The organism is Roseomonas sp. USHLN139, assembly GCF_037145735.1.
In the GTDB taxonomy this organism is placed as follows: Bacteria; Pseudomonadota; Alphaproteobacteria; order Acetobacterales; family Acetobacteraceae; genus Pseudoroseomonas.
The window spans coordinates 111532-129221 of the sequence record NZ_JBBCWY010000007.1 but is presented as its reverse complement, the minus strand read 5'-3'; the positions used below and the strand labels follow the sequence as shown (position 1 = coordinate 129221).

Annotated in this window: 16 protein-coding genes; 6 read left to right on the top strand and 10 right to left on the bottom strand. The window is 71.5% G+C overall.

The genetic code is table 11. From position 1 onward, the window contains the following. Positions 1-28 precede the first annotated feature (28 nt). The 4 genes from WFI16_RS18955 to WFI16_RS18940 all read right to left on the bottom strand — a co-directional run bounded on the left by WFI16_RS18955 (position 29) and on the right by WFI16_RS18940 (position 4595). On the bottom strand, positions 29-1060 hold the full coding sequence (locus tag WFI16_RS18955; RefSeq protein ID WP_419899417.1) for an amino acid ABC transporter substrate-binding protein: 1032 nt from the start codon (positions 1058-1060) through the stop codon (positions 29-31). A gap of 132 nt (positions 1061-1192) precedes the next feature. Further along, a complete protein-coding gene (locus tag WFI16_RS18950; protein WP_419899416.1) occupies positions 1193-2974 on the bottom strand; it encodes a putative bifunctional diguanylate cyclase/phosphodiesterase in 1782 nt (593 codons plus the stop codon). A gap of 101 nt (positions 2975-3075) precedes the next feature. Beyond that, positions 3076-4017, bottom strand: coding sequence for a 1-phosphofructokinase family hexose kinase (locus tag WFI16_RS18945; protein WP_419899415.1), 942 nt, complete (start codon positions 4015-4017; stop codon positions 3076-3078). A gap of 74 nt (positions 4018-4091) precedes the next feature. After that, a complete protein-coding gene (locus WFI16_RS18940) occupies positions 4092-4595 on the bottom strand; it encodes a cupin domain-containing protein (RefSeq protein WP_419899414.1) in 504 nt (167 codons plus the stop codon). A 216-nt stretch (positions 4596-4811) separates the two neighbouring features. Here WFI16_RS18940 and pehA point away from each other — a divergent pair, with 216 nt between their 5' ends. Genes pehA through WFI16_RS18910 form a run of 6 tightly spaced genes read left to right on the top strand, consistent with a single transcriptional unit; the run spans position 4812 to position 11789 of the window. Beyond that, positions 4812-6341 (top strand): phosphoric/sulfuric ester hydrolase PehA, encoded by a 1530-nt coding sequence (gene pehA, locus WFI16_RS18935; protein ID WP_419899413.1) that lies wholly within the window; start codon positions 4812-4814, stop codon positions 6339-6341. Beyond that, complete coding sequence (locus WFI16_RS18930) at positions 6341-7987, top strand: ABC transporter substrate-binding protein (RefSeq protein ID WP_419899412.1); 1647 nt, start codon at positions 6341-6343, stop codon at positions 7985-7987. The genes pehA and WFI16_RS18930 overlap by 1 nt, the downstream gene beginning before the upstream one ends. Positions 7988-7989: 2 nt before the next feature. Then, entirely contained in the window at positions 7990-8982 is a 993-nt protein-coding gene (locus WFI16_RS18925; protein ID WP_419899411.1) for an ABC transporter ATP-binding protein, read from the top strand. Continuing rightward, a complete protein-coding gene (locus tag WFI16_RS18920; protein WP_419899410.1) occupies positions 8979-9974 on the top strand; it encodes an ABC transporter ATP-binding protein in 996 nt (331 codons plus the stop codon). The genes WFI16_RS18925 and WFI16_RS18920 overlap by 4 nt, the downstream gene beginning before the upstream one ends. 1 nt (position 9975) lies before the next feature. After that, the gene (locus tag WFI16_RS18915) at positions 9976-10908 is read left to right on the top strand and encodes an ABC transporter permease (RefSeq protein ID WP_419899409.1); all 933 of its coding nucleotides are present in this window, start codon (positions 9976-9978) and stop codon (positions 10906-10908) included. 2 nt (positions 10909-10910) lie between these two features. Then, positions 10911-11789 (top strand): ABC transporter permease, encoded by an 879-nt coding sequence (locus WFI16_RS18910; RefSeq protein ID WP_419899408.1) that lies wholly within the window; start codon positions 10911-10913, stop codon positions 11787-11789. Between the two features lie 45 nt (positions 11790-11834). Here WFI16_RS18910 and WFI16_RS18905 read toward each other — a convergent pair whose 3' ends face one another. The 6 genes from WFI16_RS18905 to WFI16_RS18880 form a co-directional block, all read right to left on the bottom strand. Continuing rightward, a complete protein-coding gene (locus tag WFI16_RS18905; RefSeq protein ID WP_419899407.1) occupies positions 11835-12782 on the bottom strand; it encodes an ABC transporter substrate-binding protein in 948 nt (315 codons plus the stop codon). Further along, positions 12779-13888, bottom strand: coding sequence for an LLM class flavin-dependent oxidoreductase (locus WFI16_RS18900; protein ID WP_419899406.1), 1110 nt, complete (start codon positions 13886-13888; stop codon positions 12779-12781). The genes WFI16_RS18905 and WFI16_RS18900 overlap by 4 nt, the downstream gene beginning before the upstream one ends. Before the next feature lie 13 nt (positions 13889-13901). Further along, the gene (locus tag WFI16_RS18895; protein WP_419899405.1) at positions 13902-15044 is read right to left on the bottom strand and encodes an acyl-CoA dehydrogenase family protein; all 1143 of its coding nucleotides are present in this window, start codon (positions 15042-15044) and stop codon (positions 13902-13904) included. Next, a complete protein-coding gene (locus tag WFI16_RS18890; protein ID WP_419899404.1) occupies positions 15044-15757 on the bottom strand; it encodes an ABC transporter ATP-binding protein in 714 nt (237 codons plus the stop codon). The genes WFI16_RS18895 and WFI16_RS18890 overlap by 1 nt, the downstream gene beginning before the upstream one ends. 5 nt (positions 15758-15762) lie before the next feature. Continuing rightward, positions 15763-16602: an ABC transporter permease gene (locus WFI16_RS18885; protein ID WP_419899403.1), complete on the bottom strand. Its 840-nt coding sequence runs from the start codon at positions 16600-16602 to the stop codon at positions 15763-15765. A gap of 240 nt (positions 16603-16842) precedes the next feature. Then, the gene (locus tag WFI16_RS18880; RefSeq protein WP_419899402.1) at positions 16843-17337 is read right to left on the bottom strand and encodes an Lrp/AsnC family transcriptional regulator; all 495 of its coding nucleotides are present in this window, start codon (positions 17335-17337) and stop codon (positions 16843-16845) included. Positions 17338-17690: the final 353 nt, after the last annotated feature.

The following is a 17690-nucleotide window of genomic DNA, read 5'->3' as shown; positions in this document are numbered from 1 at the left end:
CCCAGGTCTCAGATCAGCGCATCGCCAATCAGCGCATCGGCGGGGCGTATTGCAGGCCGCCCTTGTTCCACAGGTTGTTCATGCCGCGCGGGATGCCGATCGGGCCCAGGTTGCGCTCCCAGATCTCGCCGTAATTGCCGACGGCCTTGATCACCCGCACCGCCCAGTCCGGCTCGAGGCCCAGCATCTTGCCGAGGTCGCCGCTGCGGCCGATGAAGCGCTGCACGTCCGGATTGGTGCTGGCCGCCTGCTGGTCGACATTGGCGGCGGTGAGGCCGAGCTCCTCCGCGGTCAACAGAGCAAAGTGCGTCCAGCGGGCAATATCGGAAAAGCGCCAGTCGCCCTTGCGGATGGCGACGCTCAGCGGCTCCTTCGAGATCAGCTCGGGCAGCACCACGAACTGGTCGGCATTGGCGCCCTGGTTGTAGCGCAGCGCCGCCAGCGTGGTGGAATCGGTGCTGTAGGCGTCGCAGCGGCCGGAGAAGAAGGCCTTGCGGACCTCGTCGATATCCTCGATCAGCAGCGGCGTCATGGTCAGCCCCTGGGCGCGGAACCAGTCGGCCGCGTTCAGCTCGGTGGTCGAGCCGGGCTGCATGCAGATGGTGGCGCCGTTCAGCTCCTTGGCCGAGCTGATGCCGAGCGACTTCTTCACCATGAAGCCCTGGCCGTCGAAGACATTGGTGCCGACGAAGACCAGGCCCAGCGCCGCCTCGCGGCCCAGCGTCCAGGTGGTGACGCGCGACAGGACATCGATGTCGCCCGACTGCAGCTGGGTGAAGCGCTGCTGCGTCGTGGTCGGCACGATGCGCACCTTCTCCACGTCGCCCAGCACGGCGGTCGCGATGGCGCGGCAGTAATCGGCGTCGATGCCGCGGAAGCGGCCATCGGTGCCCGGCGTCGCGAAGCCGACGGTGGAAGGCGTCACGCCGCAGACCAGCGCGCCGCGCGCGCGGATCGCGGCCACCGCATCGGCGGAGGGCTGCTGCGCGGCGGCAGGGGTGACGACGGACAGAAAGGCGGCAGCGAGGCCGCCGAGGCCGGTGAGAGCCAGCGGGCGCATGATGGGTTTTTCCTCCCCTTGCCGGCCATGCCGAAGGGGCGGGGCCGGGGCGCCGGATTAAGGCTTCGGCACTGCTCACGTGCAAGGGAGCGGCCGAAAGAAACCGGTGGAAAAGCCGGCGCGGCGCGGGGCTCAGCCGGCGGCCAGGCCGGGGGGGAGGGCCGGCTCGGGCTGCGGCCAGGGCTGCGGCCGCAGCGCCGCCGCCTCCACCGCCTCGGCCAGGCCAGGGCCCTGCAGCTCGGTGCAGCCGGCGGCCAGCAGGGCGTCGAGCTGCGCCTTGCTCTCCACCCCCACCGCGCTGACGCCGAGGCCGAGCCGCCGGCCCAGCAGGGCGATGGCGGCGACCAGGCTGGCCGCCGGCTCGCGCTCGACATCGCGCACCAGCATCGGCGCCAGGCGCAGCCGGTCGAAGTGGAAACGCTGGACGGTGGCCAGGGCGGTCGGGCCCTCGCCGAAGCGGTCGAGCGCCAGGCCGACGCCGGCGGCGCGCAGCTTGCGCAGCGAACGCGGCACCTCGGCGGGGGCCGGGCCCAGCACCGTCTCGCCGACGGCGATCTCCAGCCGGCCGGGCGGCAGGCCGCTCTCCGCCAGCCGCTGGGTGACCATCTCCACGAAGCCCGGATCGCGCAGCTGCACCGGCGTGACGGGGACCGTCAGCCGCCAGGCCGCCGGCCAGGACAGCGCCGACTGGCAGCCCCGCCGCAGCAGCATCTCGCCGAGCGGCAGCACCAGCCCGGTGCGGTCGGCCAGGGCCAGGAAGGTGTCGGGCGGGATGTCGCCCTGCAGCGGATGGCGCCAGCGCGGCACCACGCAGCAGCCGGCCATGCGGCGCGTCCCGGCGGCGAAGACCGGCTGGTAGAGCGGATCGATCTCGCCCTCCGCCAGGGCCCGCCGCAGCGCCGCCTCCATGCCGTCATTCGCCCGCTGCCGCGCCTCGAGCCCGGCATCGTAGAGGCAGACATCGCCGCGCCCCTCCTCCTTGGCGCGGTAGAGGGCGAGGTCGGCGCAGCGCAGCAGCGCCTCGGCGCCGCCGGCGTGACGCGGCGCCAGCGCCAGGCCGAGGCTGACGCCGATCACCGCCTGGCGCCCCTCCAGCTGGTAAGGTTCGCAGAGCGCGGTGCCGAGCCGGGTGGCGGCGGCCATCGCCTCGGCCTCGCCGATGCCTTCCTTCAGGATGGCGAATTCGTCGCCGCCCAGCCGGGCGCAGAGGCTGCCCGGCGCAAGGGTCTCGCGCATCCGCTCGGCCACCCGGCGCAGCAGGGCGTCGCCGCCGGCATGGCCGAGCTGGTCGTTCACCTCCTTGAAGAAGTCGAGGTCGAGCAGCAGCAGCGCGACCGGGCGGCCGGCGGCCAGCAGGCCTTCCAGCCGCGTCATGAATTCCGGCCGGTTGGCCAGGCCGGTCAGCGAATCATGACGGGCGAGATAGGCGATGCGCCCGGCCCTCTCCTCCCGCTCGGTCACGTCGCGGTCGATGCCGCGATAGCCGAGCAGCGTGCCATCGGCCGCCAGCAGCGGGATACCGCTGGTCTCCAGCACGACCTCGCGCCCATCGGCGCGGCGGTTGCGGTTGAGCAGCCCCGAGAAGGGGGCGCGGCGGGCGAGGATATCGGCGAACAGGGCGCCGACGCGCTCCGCCTCCGCGGGCGGCATGAAGTCGAAGGGGGTGCGGCCGAGGATCTGCTCCGGCCGGAAGCCGAGCAGGCCTTCCGCATGGGCCGAGACGAAGACGTAGCGCCCCGCCGCATCCACCTCCCAGATCCAGTCGGAATTGACGTCCAGCAGCGCCTGCAGCCGGTCACGCTCCCGCGCCAGCGCCAGCTCGGCCTCGGGAACCTGCCGGCACGGCGTCGGAACCGCCGCTCCGCCGCGCGGGCCGGGCCAGGCCCGCCGGAACAGGAGCTTCAGGAGGCGCAAGCGGCAGCCCTATCGTCGGGGAAATGGGGGAGGCCCGGCGGTACCGGGCCAAGGGGCGCTCCGATAGCACGATTTCGTGCACGATGCGACGGCGATCAGATTCAGGCCCGCGCGGGCAGCTGGACTTTCCGTCTCAATTTTTCGACCTCGGCCCGGGTCGGATGCGCGGTGCCGGCATTCGAGACCGCCGCGGCCCCGGCGGCCATGCCCCAGGCGAAGGCGTCGGGCGGCGCCGCGCCGCGCGCCAGCGCCAGGGTCATAGCGGCGACGAAGCTGTCGCCGGCGCCGACCGCGCCGCGCACGGTGACCGGCAGGGCGGGCAGGCGCAGCACCCCCTCGGGGGAGGCCAGCAGCGCGCCCTCATGCCCGAGCGTCACGGCGATCAGCCGGGCCGCCCCCTGCCGGATGGCTTCGGCGGCGGCGTTCTCCAGGGCGCCCGGCTCGCGCAGCTTGCGGCCGACCAGCGACTCGAACTCGCCCTGGCTCGGCTTGATCAGCGCGACGCCCTGGCCGATGCCGGCGCGCAACGCCGGACCCGAGCTGTCCAGCACCAGATGCAGCCCCCGGGCCCGGGCGATCGCTGCGACGCGGGCGTAAAAATCCTCCGGCACGCCGCGCGGCAGGCTGCCGCTGGCGACCAGCCAGTCGCCTTCCGGCAGGTGCTCCAGCGCCGCCAGCGCCGCCTGCCACTCGCTCTCGCCGACCTCGGGGCCTTCGGGGACGAAGCGGAATTCCTCGCCCAGGCTGCGGTCCAGCACGGTCTGGCTGATGCGGGTGCGGCCGGCGATCGGGATGGCGCGGTGCGGCAGGCCGATCTCGCCCAGCAGCTCGACCAGGAAATGGCCGGTGACGCCGCCGGCCAGGATCACCGCCTCCGTCTCGCCGCCGAGCTCCTGCACCACGCGGGCGACGTTCACACCGCCGCCGCCGGGGTCCTGGCGTTCATCCGTGGTGCGGATCTTGCGGACGGGCTGCACCTTCTCGGCCTGGCAGGCCAGGTCGATGGTGGGGTTCAGGGTCAGGGTGGTGATGCGCGGCGCCATACCGGCAGATGTGTGGCGCGCGCGCCGCTGCTGCAACCTCGGCCAGGCGTAACCCGTGACCGCTCGACCTTTATTTACGAAGCCTTATGGATGGGGTCGATCCAGGCCACGTTCTCCGGCTTCTCCACCGGCTCGATATCCAGGTTGACCACCACCGCCTCGTTGTCGCTGCGGACGAGCACGCATTCCAGCGTCTCCTCCTCCGAGGCGTTGATCTCCTGGTGCGGCACATAGGGCGGCACGTAGATGAAGTCGCCGGGGCCCGCCTCGGCGACGAATTCCAGCTTCTCGCCCCAGCGCATGCGGGCGCGGCCGCGGATCACATAGATCACGCTTTCCAGCGCGCCATGGTGGTGCGCGCCGGTCTTGGCATTGGCATGGATGTGAACCGTGCCAGCCCAGATCTTCTGCGCGCCGACGCGGGCCGCGTTGATCGCCGCCGCCCGGTTCATGCCGGGGGTGGAGGCGGTGTTGGTGTCCAGGCTGTCGGCCGGGATGACGCGGACACCGGAATGCTTCCAGCCGTCGGCCGGCGGCTCGACATGCAGATCGGAGTGGTCAAGACCGTCATGCGGCATGGGGCAATCCTCCCGCTTGGGCGCGTGCTATCGGCCATTGTGTCGTGGAGCAGCGTGTATCCGTCAAGGCCGGTGCTGCCCCTCCGGTGCTGCCCATCGCTGGCGCGACGGCATCCTCCTGCAGGTGTCACGATCCTGCAACCGGCCTGTCATCCCGCTGTCAGCCCAGGGGTCTAACGCTCCGCCCATCGCAGAACCGGTGGGACAAGGTTGGATATGGCGCGCCGCAAGAATGTGTTGCTGATCGTGGTGGACCAATGGCGGGCGGACTTCATGCCCGTGCTGGGCGCCGATTTCCTGCGCACCCCCAATCTGGACCGGCTGTGCCGCGAGGGCGTGACCTTCCGCAACCACGTCACCACCACCGTGCCCTGCGGTCCGGCGCGGGCCAGCCTGCTGACCGGGCTCTATCTGATGAACCACCGGGCGGTGCAGAACACCATCCCGCTGGATGCCCGCCACCTGAACCTGGCCAAGGCGCTGCGGCAGATCGGCTATGACCCGGCGCTGATCGGCTACACCACGACGACGCCGGACCCGCGCGCCAATCCGGGCAAGGACCCGCGCTTCTCCATCCTGGGCGACCTGATGGAAGGCTTCCGGGCGGTCGGCGCCTTCGAGCCGAGCATGGACGGCTATTTCGGCTGGCTCGCCCAGAAGGGTTTTTCTCTCCCCGAGAACCGCGAGGACATCTGGCTGCCGGAGGGCGAGGATTCAGTGCCCGGCGCGACCGATCGCCCCTCGCGCATTCCGTCGGAGCTTTCCGACACGGCTTATTTCACGGAGCGGGCCCTCACCTACCTCAAGGGGAAAGGTGAGAAACCCTGGTTCCTGCATCTGGGCTACTGGCGGCCGCATCCGCCCTTCATCGCCTCCGAGCCCTACAACAGAATGTACAGCCCGGCCGAGATGCCGGCGCCGGTGCGCAAGCCCGACTGGCAGGAGGAGGCCGGCCAGCATCCGCTGCTCGACTTCTACCTGCGCGGCATCAGCCAGGGGTCCTTCTTCCATGGCGCCGGCGGCGCGGCGACGGAGCTGTCGGAAGCCAGCATCCGGCAGATGCGCGCCACCTATGCCGGGCTGATGACCGAGATCGACGACGCGCTCGGGAAGGTCTTCGAGTATCTCGAGCAGACCGGGCAGTGGGATGACACCATGATCATCTTCACCTCGGATCATGGCGAGCAGCTCGGCGATCACTACCTGCTGGGCAAGATCGGCTATCACGACGAAAGCTTCCGCATCCCGCTGGTGATCAAGGACCCCGAGGCGCCGCATTCGGCCGGCCGCATCGAATCTGCTTTCACCGAAAGCGTCGACGTGCTGCCGACCATCCTGGAATGGCTCGGCGGCCGCACGCCGCGCGCCTGCGACGGCCGCGCGCTGCTGCCGCTGGTGCAGCAGGGCAGGCCGGCCGACTGGCGCGACCATCTGTTCTACGAATACGACTTCCGCGACATCCATTATTCGCAGCCGGAGACGGCGCTCGGCCTCGACAAGGACGACTGCTCGCTCTGCGTCGTGCAGGACGAGGACTGGAAATATGTCCATTTCTCCGGCCTGCCGCCGCTGCTCTTCGACCTGAAGGCCGATCCGGACCAGTACACCAACCTGGCCGCCGATCCGGCGCATGCCGCGACCGTCGCGACCTATGCGCAGAAGGCGCTGTCGCACCGCATGCGCCATGCCGAACGCACCCTGACCCATTTCCGGTCCACGCCCCGTGGCCTCGAGGAGCGCAGCTGATGCTGTCCCATCGTCGTTCCCTGCTGCTCGGTGCCGGCGCGCTCGGCGCCAGCGCCGCCCTGCCCCGCTTCGCCATCGCGCAGAATGCCGGCGCCGACCGCCGCCCCAGCATCGCCATCGCGGTGCAGAAGATCAGCAACTCCAACACCCTCGAAGTGCTGCGCGAGCAGTCCAATGTGGGCGAGCGCGTGCTGTTCTCCTCGCTCTGGGAAGGGCTGATCGGCCGCGACTGGCTGGGCGGCCTGAAGGCGGTGCCGGAGCTGGCCACCGAATGGACGCGCCTCTCCGACAAGGTCATCGAGCTGAAGCTCCGCCAGGGCGTGAAGTTCCACAATGGCGACGAGATGACGGCCGAGGACGTGGCCTTCACCTTCGGCCCGGAGCGGATGTTCGGCGACACCCTGCCGGTGGCCGATGGCCGCACCATCCAGATCAGCGGCGACCGCATTCCGACGCGGGCCGGCCGCGACCTGCCGGCGGAAGTGCCGGCCGTGGCGCGCCGCTCCTTCCCGGCGCTGCAGCGCGTCGAGGTGGTCGACAAGTACACGGTGCGCTTCCACAACGCGACGCCGGACGTGACGCTGGAAGGCCGGCTGTCGCGCTATGGCGCGCAGATCGTCAGCAAGCGCGCCTATATCGAATGCGAGACCTGGTTCGACTGGGCGCGCAAGCCGGTCCTGACCGGCCCCTACAAGGTCGCCGAGTTCCGCGCCGATCAATCTCTCCGTTTGGTCGCGCATGACGAATACTGGGGCGGCCGGCCGCCGCTGAAGGAAATCCGCTTCATCGAGGTGCCCGAGGTCTCGGCGCGCATCAACATGCTGCGCTCCGGCGAGGTGCAGTTCGCCTGCGACATCCCGCCCGACCAGATCGAGGGCATCGAGGGCGACCGCCGCTTCGAGGTGCAGGGCGGCACCATCCTCAACCACCGCCTGACCTGCTTCGACAAGAACCACCCGCAGCTGGTCGATCCGCGCGTCCGCCGCGCCTTCACCCATGCGATCGACCGCCAGGCCATCGTCGACAGCCTCTGGGCCGGCCGCACCGTGGTGCCGCGCGGCCTGCAATGGGACTATTACGGCGACATGTACGTCGCCGACTGGGAAGTGCCGAAATACGACCCGGCGGAGGCCCAGCGCCTGCTGAAGGAGGCGAACTACAAGGGCGACCCGATCCCCTATCGCCTGCTGAACAACTACTACACCAACCAGACGCCGACGGCGCAGATCCTGGTCGAGATGTGGAAGCAGGTCGGCCTGAACGTGCAGATCGAGATGAAGGAGAACTGGTCGCAGATCCTGGAGCGCAGCAACACCCGCGCCGTCCGCGACTGGTCGAACAGCGCCCCCTTCAACGATCCCGTCTCCTCGATCGTCAACCAGCACGGGCCGAACGGCCAGCAGCAGCAGGTCGGCGAGTGGCGCAACGACGAGATGACGACGCTCTCCGTCGAGCTGGAAACCTCCACCGACCGCGCCCGCCGCAAGCAGGTCTTCCGCCGCATGCTGGAGATCTGCGAGCGCGAGGACCCCGCCTATACCGTGCTGCACCAGAACGCGACCTTCACCGCCAAGCGGCGCGACATCGGCTGGAAGGCCGCGCCGGCCTTCGCGATGGACTTCCGCGCCGGCAACTGGAAGGTCTGAGCATGGCCGAGGCTCTCGTCGAGATCCGCAGCCTGACCGTCAGCTTCGAGGGCCAGCCGGCGCTGCGCGGCGTCGACCTGTCCATCGGCCGGGGCGAGGCCGTGGCGCTGGTCGGCGAGAGCGGCTGCGGCAAGTCGGTCACCTGGCTGGCCGCCCTCGGCCTGCTGCCCGCCAGGGCCCGGGTCGGCGGCAGCGTCAGGCTGGACGGCGCCGAGCTGGTGGGCGCCGCGCCCGCCACGCTCGACCGCATCCGCGGCCGCCGCGTCGCCATGATCTTCCAGGACCCGGCCAGCAGCCTGAACCCGGTGCACCGCATCGGCCGGCAGATCGCCGAAGGGCTGCGGCTGCATCGCGGCCTGGACGGCGCCTCGGCGCGCGCCGAGGCCAGGCGCCTGCTGGAGCGCGTCGGCATGCCCGACCCGGCGCGGCGGCTGGAGGCCTATCCGCATGAGCTCTCCGGCGGGCAGAACCAGCGCGTGATGATCGCCATGGCCCTGGCCGGCGAGCCCGAGCTGCTGGTGGCCGACGAGCCGACCACCGCGCTCGACGTCACCATCCAGGCGCAGATCCTCGAGCTGCTGCAGGAGATCCGCCGCGACACCGGCATGGCCCTCGTCCTGGTCAGCCACGATCTCGGCGTCGTCGCCGAGACCTGCGAGCGGGTCTGCGTCATGTATGCCGGCCGCATCGTCGAAGAGAACCTTGCCAGCCGGCTGTTCGCGGCGCCCTCGCATCCCTATGCGGAAGGCCTGCTGGCCGCCCTGCCGCCGATGGACGGGCCGCGCCGGCCGCTGCTGGCCATCCCCGGCACGGTGCCGGAGCCCTGGGCCATGCCGCCCGGCTGCGCCTTCGCGCCGCGCTGCCCGCGCGCCACGGCGTCCTGCAGCGCCGCGATGCCCTGCCTGGAGGCGCTGGCACCGCAGCACCGCGCCGCCTGCTTCCACCCGGCGGTGCATGCCACCACCACCCCCTCCCCTGCCCTGGCCCCCGCATGAACGCCCCTCTTCTCGAAGCCCAGGGCCTCACCCGCCGCTACTGGCAGCGCCAGGGCTTCTTCGGCCGTCCCGTCGAGGTCCGCGCCCTGGATGGCGTCTCGCTGACGCTGGAACGCGGCAGGACCCTCGGCCTGGTCGGCGAATCCGGCTGCGGCAAGTCGACCACCGGCCGGCTGGTGCTGGGCCTGGAAACCCCGGACCAGGGCAGCGTCCGCTTCGAGGGCGCCGCCCTCCCCGCCCCCGGCAGCAGCGCCTGGCGGGCGCAGCGGGCCAGGATGCAGATGGTTTTCCAGGACCCGCTGGGCGCGCTCGACCGCCGCCTCTCCATCGGCACCCAGGTCGAGGAGCCGCTGACAATCCACGGCCTGCCCGGCGGCCCCGAGCGCGTCGCCACCCTGCTGCAGGCGGTCGGCCTGCGCCCCGACCAGGGCGCGCGCTACCCGCATGAGCTCTCCGGCGGCCAGCGCCAGCGCGCGGTCCTCGCCCGCGCCATGGCGACCGATCCCGCGCTGCTGGTCTGCGACGAGCCGATCAGCGCGCTCGACGTCTCGATCCAGGCGCAGGTGATGAACCTGCTCTCGGAGATCCAGGCCGAGCGCGGCGTCTCCATCCTGTTCATCAGCCACGACCTGCGCGCCGTGCGGCAGATGAGCCACCGCGTGGCCGTCATGTATCTCGGCCGCATCGTCGAGGAAGGCGAGCCCGACGCCGTGCTGCACGACCCGGCCCACCCCTATGCCCAGGCCCTGGTCTCGGCCATCCCGCATCCCGGCCGGCGTGGTCAGCGCATCGTGCTGCAGGGCGACCCTCCCAACCCGGCGGCGCGCCCCTCCGGCTGCGCCTTCCACCCGCGCTGCCCGATGGCCGGCAGCCGCTGCGTCACCGACAACCCGGCGTTGAAGCCGCGCGCCGATGGCCGCCTGGTCGCCTGCCATGTCGCGCAGGGCGAAATGCCGGCCGGCCACGGCCTCATCGTGAAAAAGGCGGCCTGACATGCTGCGCTTCCTCGGCCTGCGCCTGGCCCGCGCCTTCCTGACCCTGGTGCTGGTGGTCAGCTTCGCCTTCATCGTGCTGCGCCTGTCCGGCGACCCGGCGCTGCTGATCATGTCGGCCGATGCGCCGCCGGAGGCCGTCGCTGCCTTCCGCCGCGCCTGGGGTCTGGATGACCCGCTCTGGGTCCAGTACTTCCGCTACTTCGCCGCCATCTTCCAGGGCGACCTGGGCAATTCGATGCGTGACGGCCGCAGCGCCATCAGCCTGGTGGCCGAGCGCATCCCGGCCACCCTGGCCCTGACCCTGCCCGCGCTCGCGATCAAGCTGGGCCTTGGAATTCCAGCGGGCATCTACGCCGCATTGCACAGAAACTCCTTCGCCGACCGCGCGGTGATGCTGCTGGCGGTGGCCGGCTTCACCGTGCCCTCCTTCGTGCTCGGCCTGCTGCTGGTGCTGCTGTTCGCCGTGCAGCTCGGCTGGCTGCCCTCCGGCGGCCAGGACAGCTGGCGCCATGCCATCCTGCCGGTGATCACGCTGGGCCTCGGCGGCGCCGCCGTGCTGGCAAGGTTCACACGCTCGGCGATGCTCGAGGTGCTGGGCCAGCCCTATATGCGCACGGCGCTGGCCAAGGGCGTGCCCTGGCAGATGGCCGTCCGCCGCCATGCCCTGCCCAATGCCGCCATCCCGACGGTGACCATCGTCGGCTTCATGATCGGCAGCCTGCTGGCCGGCGCCGTCGTCGTCGAGAGTGTCTTCTCCTGGCCCGGCGTCGGGCGGCTGCTCGTCGTGGCCGTCGCCAACCGCGACCTGGCCGTCGTGCAATGCATTTTGCTGCTGGTCGCCGCCACCATGATCATGGCCAACCTGGCGGTGGACCTGCTCTACGGCGCCCTCGACCCGCGCCTGCGCGTTGCCACGCGCGGAGAGGCCTGACCATGTCCGCGACCACCCCCGCCGTCCTGCCGCTGCCCGTGGCGCCGCCGAAACCGCGCCGGAAGATCCCGCCGATGGTGGCGATCGCCCTGGTCTGGATCGTCGCCGTCCTGGCCATCGCCTTCCTCGCCGAGCAGATCCGGCCCTATTCCATCACCGCCCTCGACCTGCGCGCCCGCCTCTCGCCGCCGGTCTTCATGGGCGGCAGCTGGGCGCATCCGCTCGGCACCGACGAGCTCGGCCGCGACGTGCTCTCGCGCCTGATCGTCTCCATCCGCATGTCGCTGCTGATCGCCTTCGGCGCCGCCATCATCGCGGCGACGCTCGGCGTACTGCTCGGCTTCCTCGCCGCGCATTTCCGCGGCTGGGTGGAGCAGGCGGTGATGGCCCTGGTCGATTTCCAGGCCGCCATGCCCTTCATGATCCTGGCCCTCTCGGTGCTGGCCTTCTTCGGCAATTCCCTGCCGCTCTTCATCGGCCTGCTCGGCCTGCATGGCTGGGAACGCTACGCCCGCATCGCCCGCGGCCTCGCCATCAGCGCCGGGGCGCAGGGCTATGCGGCAGCCGTCCGCCAGCTCGGCGCCACGCCCTGGCGCGTCTATGCCCATCACGTGCTGCCCAATATCGCGGCGACGCTGATCGTCTCCATGACGCTCGCCTTTCCGGAAATCATCCTGCTGGAAAGCGGGCTGTCCTTCCTCGGCCTCGGCGTGCAGCCGCCGATGACCTCGCTGGGGAACATGGTGGGGTATGGGCGGGAATACCTGACGCGGGCGCCCTGGATCCTGCTGTCGCCCTCGGCTGTCATCGTGCTGACGACGCTGTCGGTCAGCCTCGTGGGCGACTGGCTGCGGGATCGGCTGGATCCGACGCTCAGATAAGCAAAGCAAGCACCGGGGGCATTGAATGCCCCCGGACCCCCACATTCAGGCAGACTGGATCACGGCCGAAAAACTGCGGTCCAGGATGTCATCGGCCACAATGCGCCGCCGCACCAAGCCGGCCCGCGTGTACAGGTCGATATTGCCCTGCTCGTCCCGCGCCACACTGTCGTCGATCGGCACCACCCGCGTGCGGGCGCGCGTGAACCACTGCACGGCCACCGGCTCGGGTACATTCATCAGGCCGGACCACGTCTTGGCGTACGAAGAAATGTTGTCGTTCGCCCAGCGACGCGCGACCGTCAGGCGACGCACGAAGTCTTCCAGGTCAGGCCGGCGCGACGCGATGGCATCGTCCCGCGCCGCCTGGAAGCTCAAGCCCGGCGTGATGCGGTTGCCATCGACGATGCGGCGCGATCCGACCAGCACCTCTTCCTGCGACACATAGGGTTCCCAGGTCGACCAGGCCTCCACCGCGCCGCTGCCATAGGCCGCCTTGGCATCCGCCGGCAGCAGGAAGACCAGCTTCACTGCATCCGCCGGCAGCTTCGCATCCTCCAGCGCCGCCAGCACCAGCTGGTGCCCGATCGAGCCGCGCCCTGTCGCGATGCTCTTGCCGCGCAGATCGGCGAAGCTGCGGATCGGGCTGTCCTTCGGCACCAGGATCGCCAACCCATCCTGCCCCTGCCGCGTCGCCGCGATCGCCTTGGCCGGCACCCCTGCGGCGGCGCCGAAGGTGAAGGGCGCATCCCCCACCAGCCCGGTATCGATGGCGCCGGCATTCAGCGCTTCGACCAGCGGCGCGGCGGCGGGGAACTCGCTCCAGGCGAAGCGCCCCTCGACGCCCTTCAGCACGCCGGCCGCCTCCATCACGGCGCGCGCATTGCCGCGCTGGTCGCCGACCCGCAGCGGCGCCTGCGCCCGCAGCACCCGCGGCGCCGCCAGCACGGCGGCCCCGGTCAGCAGAATTCGACGTGTGGGCAGGAAAGTCATGCGGCGATGTCCTGATGCGCCAGCTTCTCGGCCAGCAGTCGGCGGGTGGCGGGCAGCAGCGAGCGGCCGTATTCGACCGCGTCTTCCAGCGGATCGAAGCCGCGGATCAGGAAGGTGGTGACCCCCAGCGCGTGGTAGTCGAGGAAGGCCTCGGCCACCTGCTCCGGCGTGCCGACCAGCGCGGTGGTATTGCCGCGCGCCCCGGTCTCGCGGGCGATGGCGGTGTAGAGCCGCCCCTCCGGCCGGTCGCCCAGCGCCGCGGCGTCGAGCAGCCGCTGCGACCCGGCATTCTGCGGCGCGCGGCTCTTGGCATCTGCGCCGGTCGCCAGGATCGCCTGGCCCTTCACCCGGCGGATCTCGCCCAGGATCGTCTCGGCCTTGGCCCAGGCGGCTTCCTCGGTCTCGGCCAGGATCGGGCGGAAGGACAGGCTGAACTTCACCTGCCGCCCGTGCTTCGCGGCCTCGGCGCGGACGCGGGCGACGATGTCGCGCACCTGCGCCTGGGTCTCGCCCCAGAGCGCATAGGTGTCGGCATGCCTGCCCGCCACCCGCAGCGCCGCTTCCGAGGCGCCGCCGAAATAGATCGGGATGCGCGGCGCCTGCACCGTCTTCACCTCGGGCGAGGCGCCCTTGATGCGGTAGTAGGCCCCCTCATGGTCGACCGGCCCCTCGCCGCTCCAGACCGCCTTCAGCACGTCCAGGTATTCGTCGGTGCGGGCATAGCGGTCATCCTTGCCCAGCCAGTCGCCGTCGCGCGCCTGGTCGGTGTCGTCGCCGCCGGAGATGACATGGATCGCCGCCCTGCCGCCGCTGAGCTGGTCCAGGCTGGCGAAGGCCCGCGCCGCCGTGGTCGGCGCCTGGAAGCCCGGCCGGTGGGCGACCAGGAAGCTGACCTTCCTCGTGTGCGCGGCGGCATCGGCGGCCAGCAGCAGCCCGTCCGGCCCGTTGCTGTACCAGCCGATCAGGATGCGGTCGAAGCCGGCCTCGTCATGCGCCTGCGCCGAGGCACGGAAATAGCCGAGGTCGATCGCCGGGCCGGAGGCCGGATGGATCTCCGACTGCTGGCGCGGCTGGACCATGCCGATGAATTCGAGCTTGTCGGACATTGCTGTCTCCTCCTCAGCCCAGGCCGAGCGCCAGGCGCCCGGCGAGGGTGAAAGCGGCATCGGGTTGCGGGGTATGGATGCGGGCGCAGAGCACATCGCGCAGATGCCGCTCCAGCGGGTTCTTCCTGGCCAGGCCATGATTGCCGGTCAGCGCCAGGGCCTGCTGCACCACCTCGATGGCATTGTCGGCGGCCAGCGTCTTGATCAGCGACGTCTCGGTCGCCGTCGCCCCGTCGCCGGCATCCTGGTCGGCTGCGGCCGCGGCCACCATCCGCGCATTGGCCAGCAACAGCGCCTCGATCCGGCCGACCGCCTCCTGCATCCGCGGCAGCGTCGCCAGCGGCGCGCCGAGGGCAGACGGCACGCGGCTGCGCAGGAAGCCGAGCAGCCAGTCGCGCGCCGCCCGCGCGACGCCCGTGTAGAGCGCCGCGATCAGCAGCGTGTTCCAGGCCGCCTGCGCCGCATCCGGCCGTGCCCAGTCGGCCGGCAGCCGCAGGTCGGGCGCCTGATGCCCGGCGATGGCGACGCCGTCGAAGACCACGGCATGGCTGCCCGAGGCGCGCAGCCCGGCCTGGTCCCAGCTCTCCTCGATGGCGACGCCCGCGGCGCCGGCCGGCACCAGCACCAGCCCGGTGCGCGGCGCGTCTTCATCCGTGCGCGCCCAGACCAGCATCCAGGTCAGGGCCGGCGCGCCGGTCGAGAAAATCTTCCGCCCCGACAGCCGCCAGCCTTCGCCGTCGCGGCGCAGGATGGTCGCCGGCAGCCCGCCGCGCGCCGGGGTGCCGAGCTCCGGCTCGACGCGCAGCGCATTGACCAGCTCGCCGCGCTCGACGGCGCCGCGCGCCAGCCTTTCCTTCAGCGCCTCCGGCCAGGCGGGCTCGGCGCAGAGCTGGCGCAGCTGGATGAACTGCATGGCCAGCACCAGGGCGGTGGCCGGGCAGCCTTCCGCCACCTGGCCGACGATCTCCGCCGCCCGCGCCAGGCCGATCTGCGCGCCGCCGAACCGCTCCGGCGCGGTCAGGCCGAGCAGCCCGGCTTCCTGCAGCGCCGCGAAATTCTCATGCGGAAAGGAAGCGTCGCGATCATGCTGCGCCGCGCTTTCGGCGAAGCGACGCTTCAGCGCGGGCAGCGGGTCGAGACGAACGAAGCTGTCCATCAGGCCGCCTCCTCCAGTTCGACGCCGAGCGCGCCCAGCAACTGGCGGCGCAGCGCCGAGAAGACCGGATCGGCATGGCGGCGCGGCCGCGGCAGGTCGACCGCCACATCGGCGGCGATGCGGCCGCCGTCGAGCACCAGCACGCGGTCGGCGAGAAGCACGGCCTCGTCCACGTCATGCGTCACGATCAGCGTGGTCGGGCGGTGGTGCCGCCACAGCTCCAGCACCAGGGCATGCATGCGGATGCGGGTCAGCGCGTCGAGGGCCGCGAAAGGCTCGTCCAGCAGCAGCAGCTTCGGCTGGCGCACCAGGGCGCGGGCCAAAGCGGTGCGCTGCGCCTCGCCGCCGGACAGCGTCGCCGGCCAGGCGTCGAGGTGACGGCCGAGCCCGACCTCCTGCAGCGCCGCCTCGGCGCGGTCGCGCAAGGCGCGGCCGTCCAGGCCGATGACGACATTCTGCCAGACCTTCTTCCAGGGCAGCAGCCGCGGCTCCTGGAAGGCGACGGCGACCGGCCGCGGCAGGTCGAGCTGCGCCTCGGCCGGCGCCGGGTCCAGCCCGGCCAGCGTGCGCAGCAGCGTCGACTTGCCGGAGCCGCTGCGGCCGAGCAGCGCGGTGAAGCTGCCGGGCGCCAGCTCCAGCGAAAGATTGTCCAGCACGGTGTTCGTGCCGAAGCGGCGGGTCAGGTGGCGGACGCGCAGGCTGCGGTCGGTCATGGCGCTCACCCCTTCACCAGGCTGGGGCGCCAGGCCAGCGCCCGGCGCTCGACCAGACGCACCAGCGCATCGGCGCCGAGGCCGAGCAGCGCATAGACCAGCAGGCCGACGACGATGATGTCGGTGCGCAGGAATTCCCGCGCGTCGTTGATCAGGAAGCCGATGCCGGAACTGGCATTGATCTGCTCGGCGATGACCAGGCTCAGCCAGGCGCTGCCCAGCGCATAGCGCAGCCCGACCAGCGCCGAAGGCAGGGCGGCCGGCAGCACCACATGCCGCACCAGCCCGCGGCGGTCGAGGCCGAAGACCTGCCCCGCCTCGACCAGCTTTGGCTCGACGCCGCGGATGCCGGAGAACAGGGTCAGATAGACCGGGAAGGTGGCGCCCAGGGCGACGAGGGCGATCTTCGGCGTCTCGCCGATGCCGAACCACAGGATGAACAGCGGCACCAGCGCCAGGAAGGGCAGGGTGCGCAGCATCTGCATCGGCGCGTCCACCACCTCCTCGCCGCGGCGCGACAGGCCGGCGACCAGCGCCAGGGCGACGCCGGCGGAGAGGCCGATGGCGAGGCCGGCGCCGACCCGGCCGAGCGAGACCAGCAGATGCGACGGCAGCTCGCCCGACAGCGTCAGCTCCCAGGCGCTGGCGAGGATGGTGCTGGGCGCGGCGAGGGTGCGCGGCGCGATCAGCCCGGCCATCGAGGCCGCCTGCCACAGCAGGATGATCGCCAGCGGCGAGAGGAAGCGGCGCAGCTGCGGCGGCAGCGTCAGGCGCGGCCGGAACGAACGGCGCGCGGGGGCGGCGATCAGGGCGTGCGGCAGCCTTGCCGCATGGGTCTCGGACATGCTGGTCCTTCGCGGCGCCAGGGCCGCCTGCGGGCTGGAAGGGAGCGGCCGGGCCGGTGGGCCGCGGCGACGGGCCGGGTCAGGCCCGACAGCAACCGGGCATTCGGCGGGGGAAGGAATGGCGCTGCGTCATCGGCCCCGAAAGTATGAAGCCAGAGGCCGGCGGGAAAGAGTTGTGATTCCCAAACTTCGGCGCCCCGGCAGGATGCCCGTCCTGCCGAAGCCCGGGGCGGCGGAAAACTATTCCCGCGCCGCCTCGGCCATGCGGTCGCGGAAGGCGGCGCCGCCCAGCGGATAGGCGGTGGTGTGCTTCATCCGCTCCATGGCGAAGCGGGAGGTGACGTTGCGCGGCGCGGTCGCCGCGATCAGCTTCTTGTAGAAGGCGTCATAGGCGGCCATGTCGGCGACCGCGACGCGCAGCATGTAGTCGACCTCGCCGGCCATGCGGTAGGCCTCCATCACCTCGGGCATGGCGGCGACGGCCTCGGCGAAGCGGCGCAGCCAGGCCTCGGAATGGTCGCCGGCCTCGATGGCGACGAAGACGCTGAGCCCGAGCCCGACCGCCTCCGGCGAGACCAGGGCGACGCGGCGGGTGATCACCCCCTGCCCTTCCAGCTTCTGCACGCGCTTCCAGCAGGGGGTGGTGGACAGCCCCACCCGGTCGGCGAGCTGCGCCACGGACAGCGTGGCATCGGCCTGCAGCAGGCCCAGGATCTTGCGGTCGATCTCATCCATGCCGGCAGCCTAGCACCGCCCTGCCGCCCGCCGGCAACCCGCGCCGCCGGCCGGCGTTGGCCCTGGCATGAGCAACGCCCTGATCATCCTGCTGGTGCTGGCCGTGGTGGCGCTGCTGCTGCTGGTCGCCGAACGGCTGGAATTCCTGTCGGTCTTCAAGCGGCGCCGCTAGAGCGGGGGGGGGGGGGGGGGGCGGGGGCGCCGGGCCCCCCGGGGCGGGGGGGGCGGGCCGGCTCCGGTGTTGTGTGCGGGTGGGTCCCCGGGGGGCGGGGGTGGGGGGTTCCGGGTCCCCCTGGCCCCCGCCACCGCTCTAGCTTTTCATTCTTGCGAGCCTCTTCACCCGATCGGGTGAT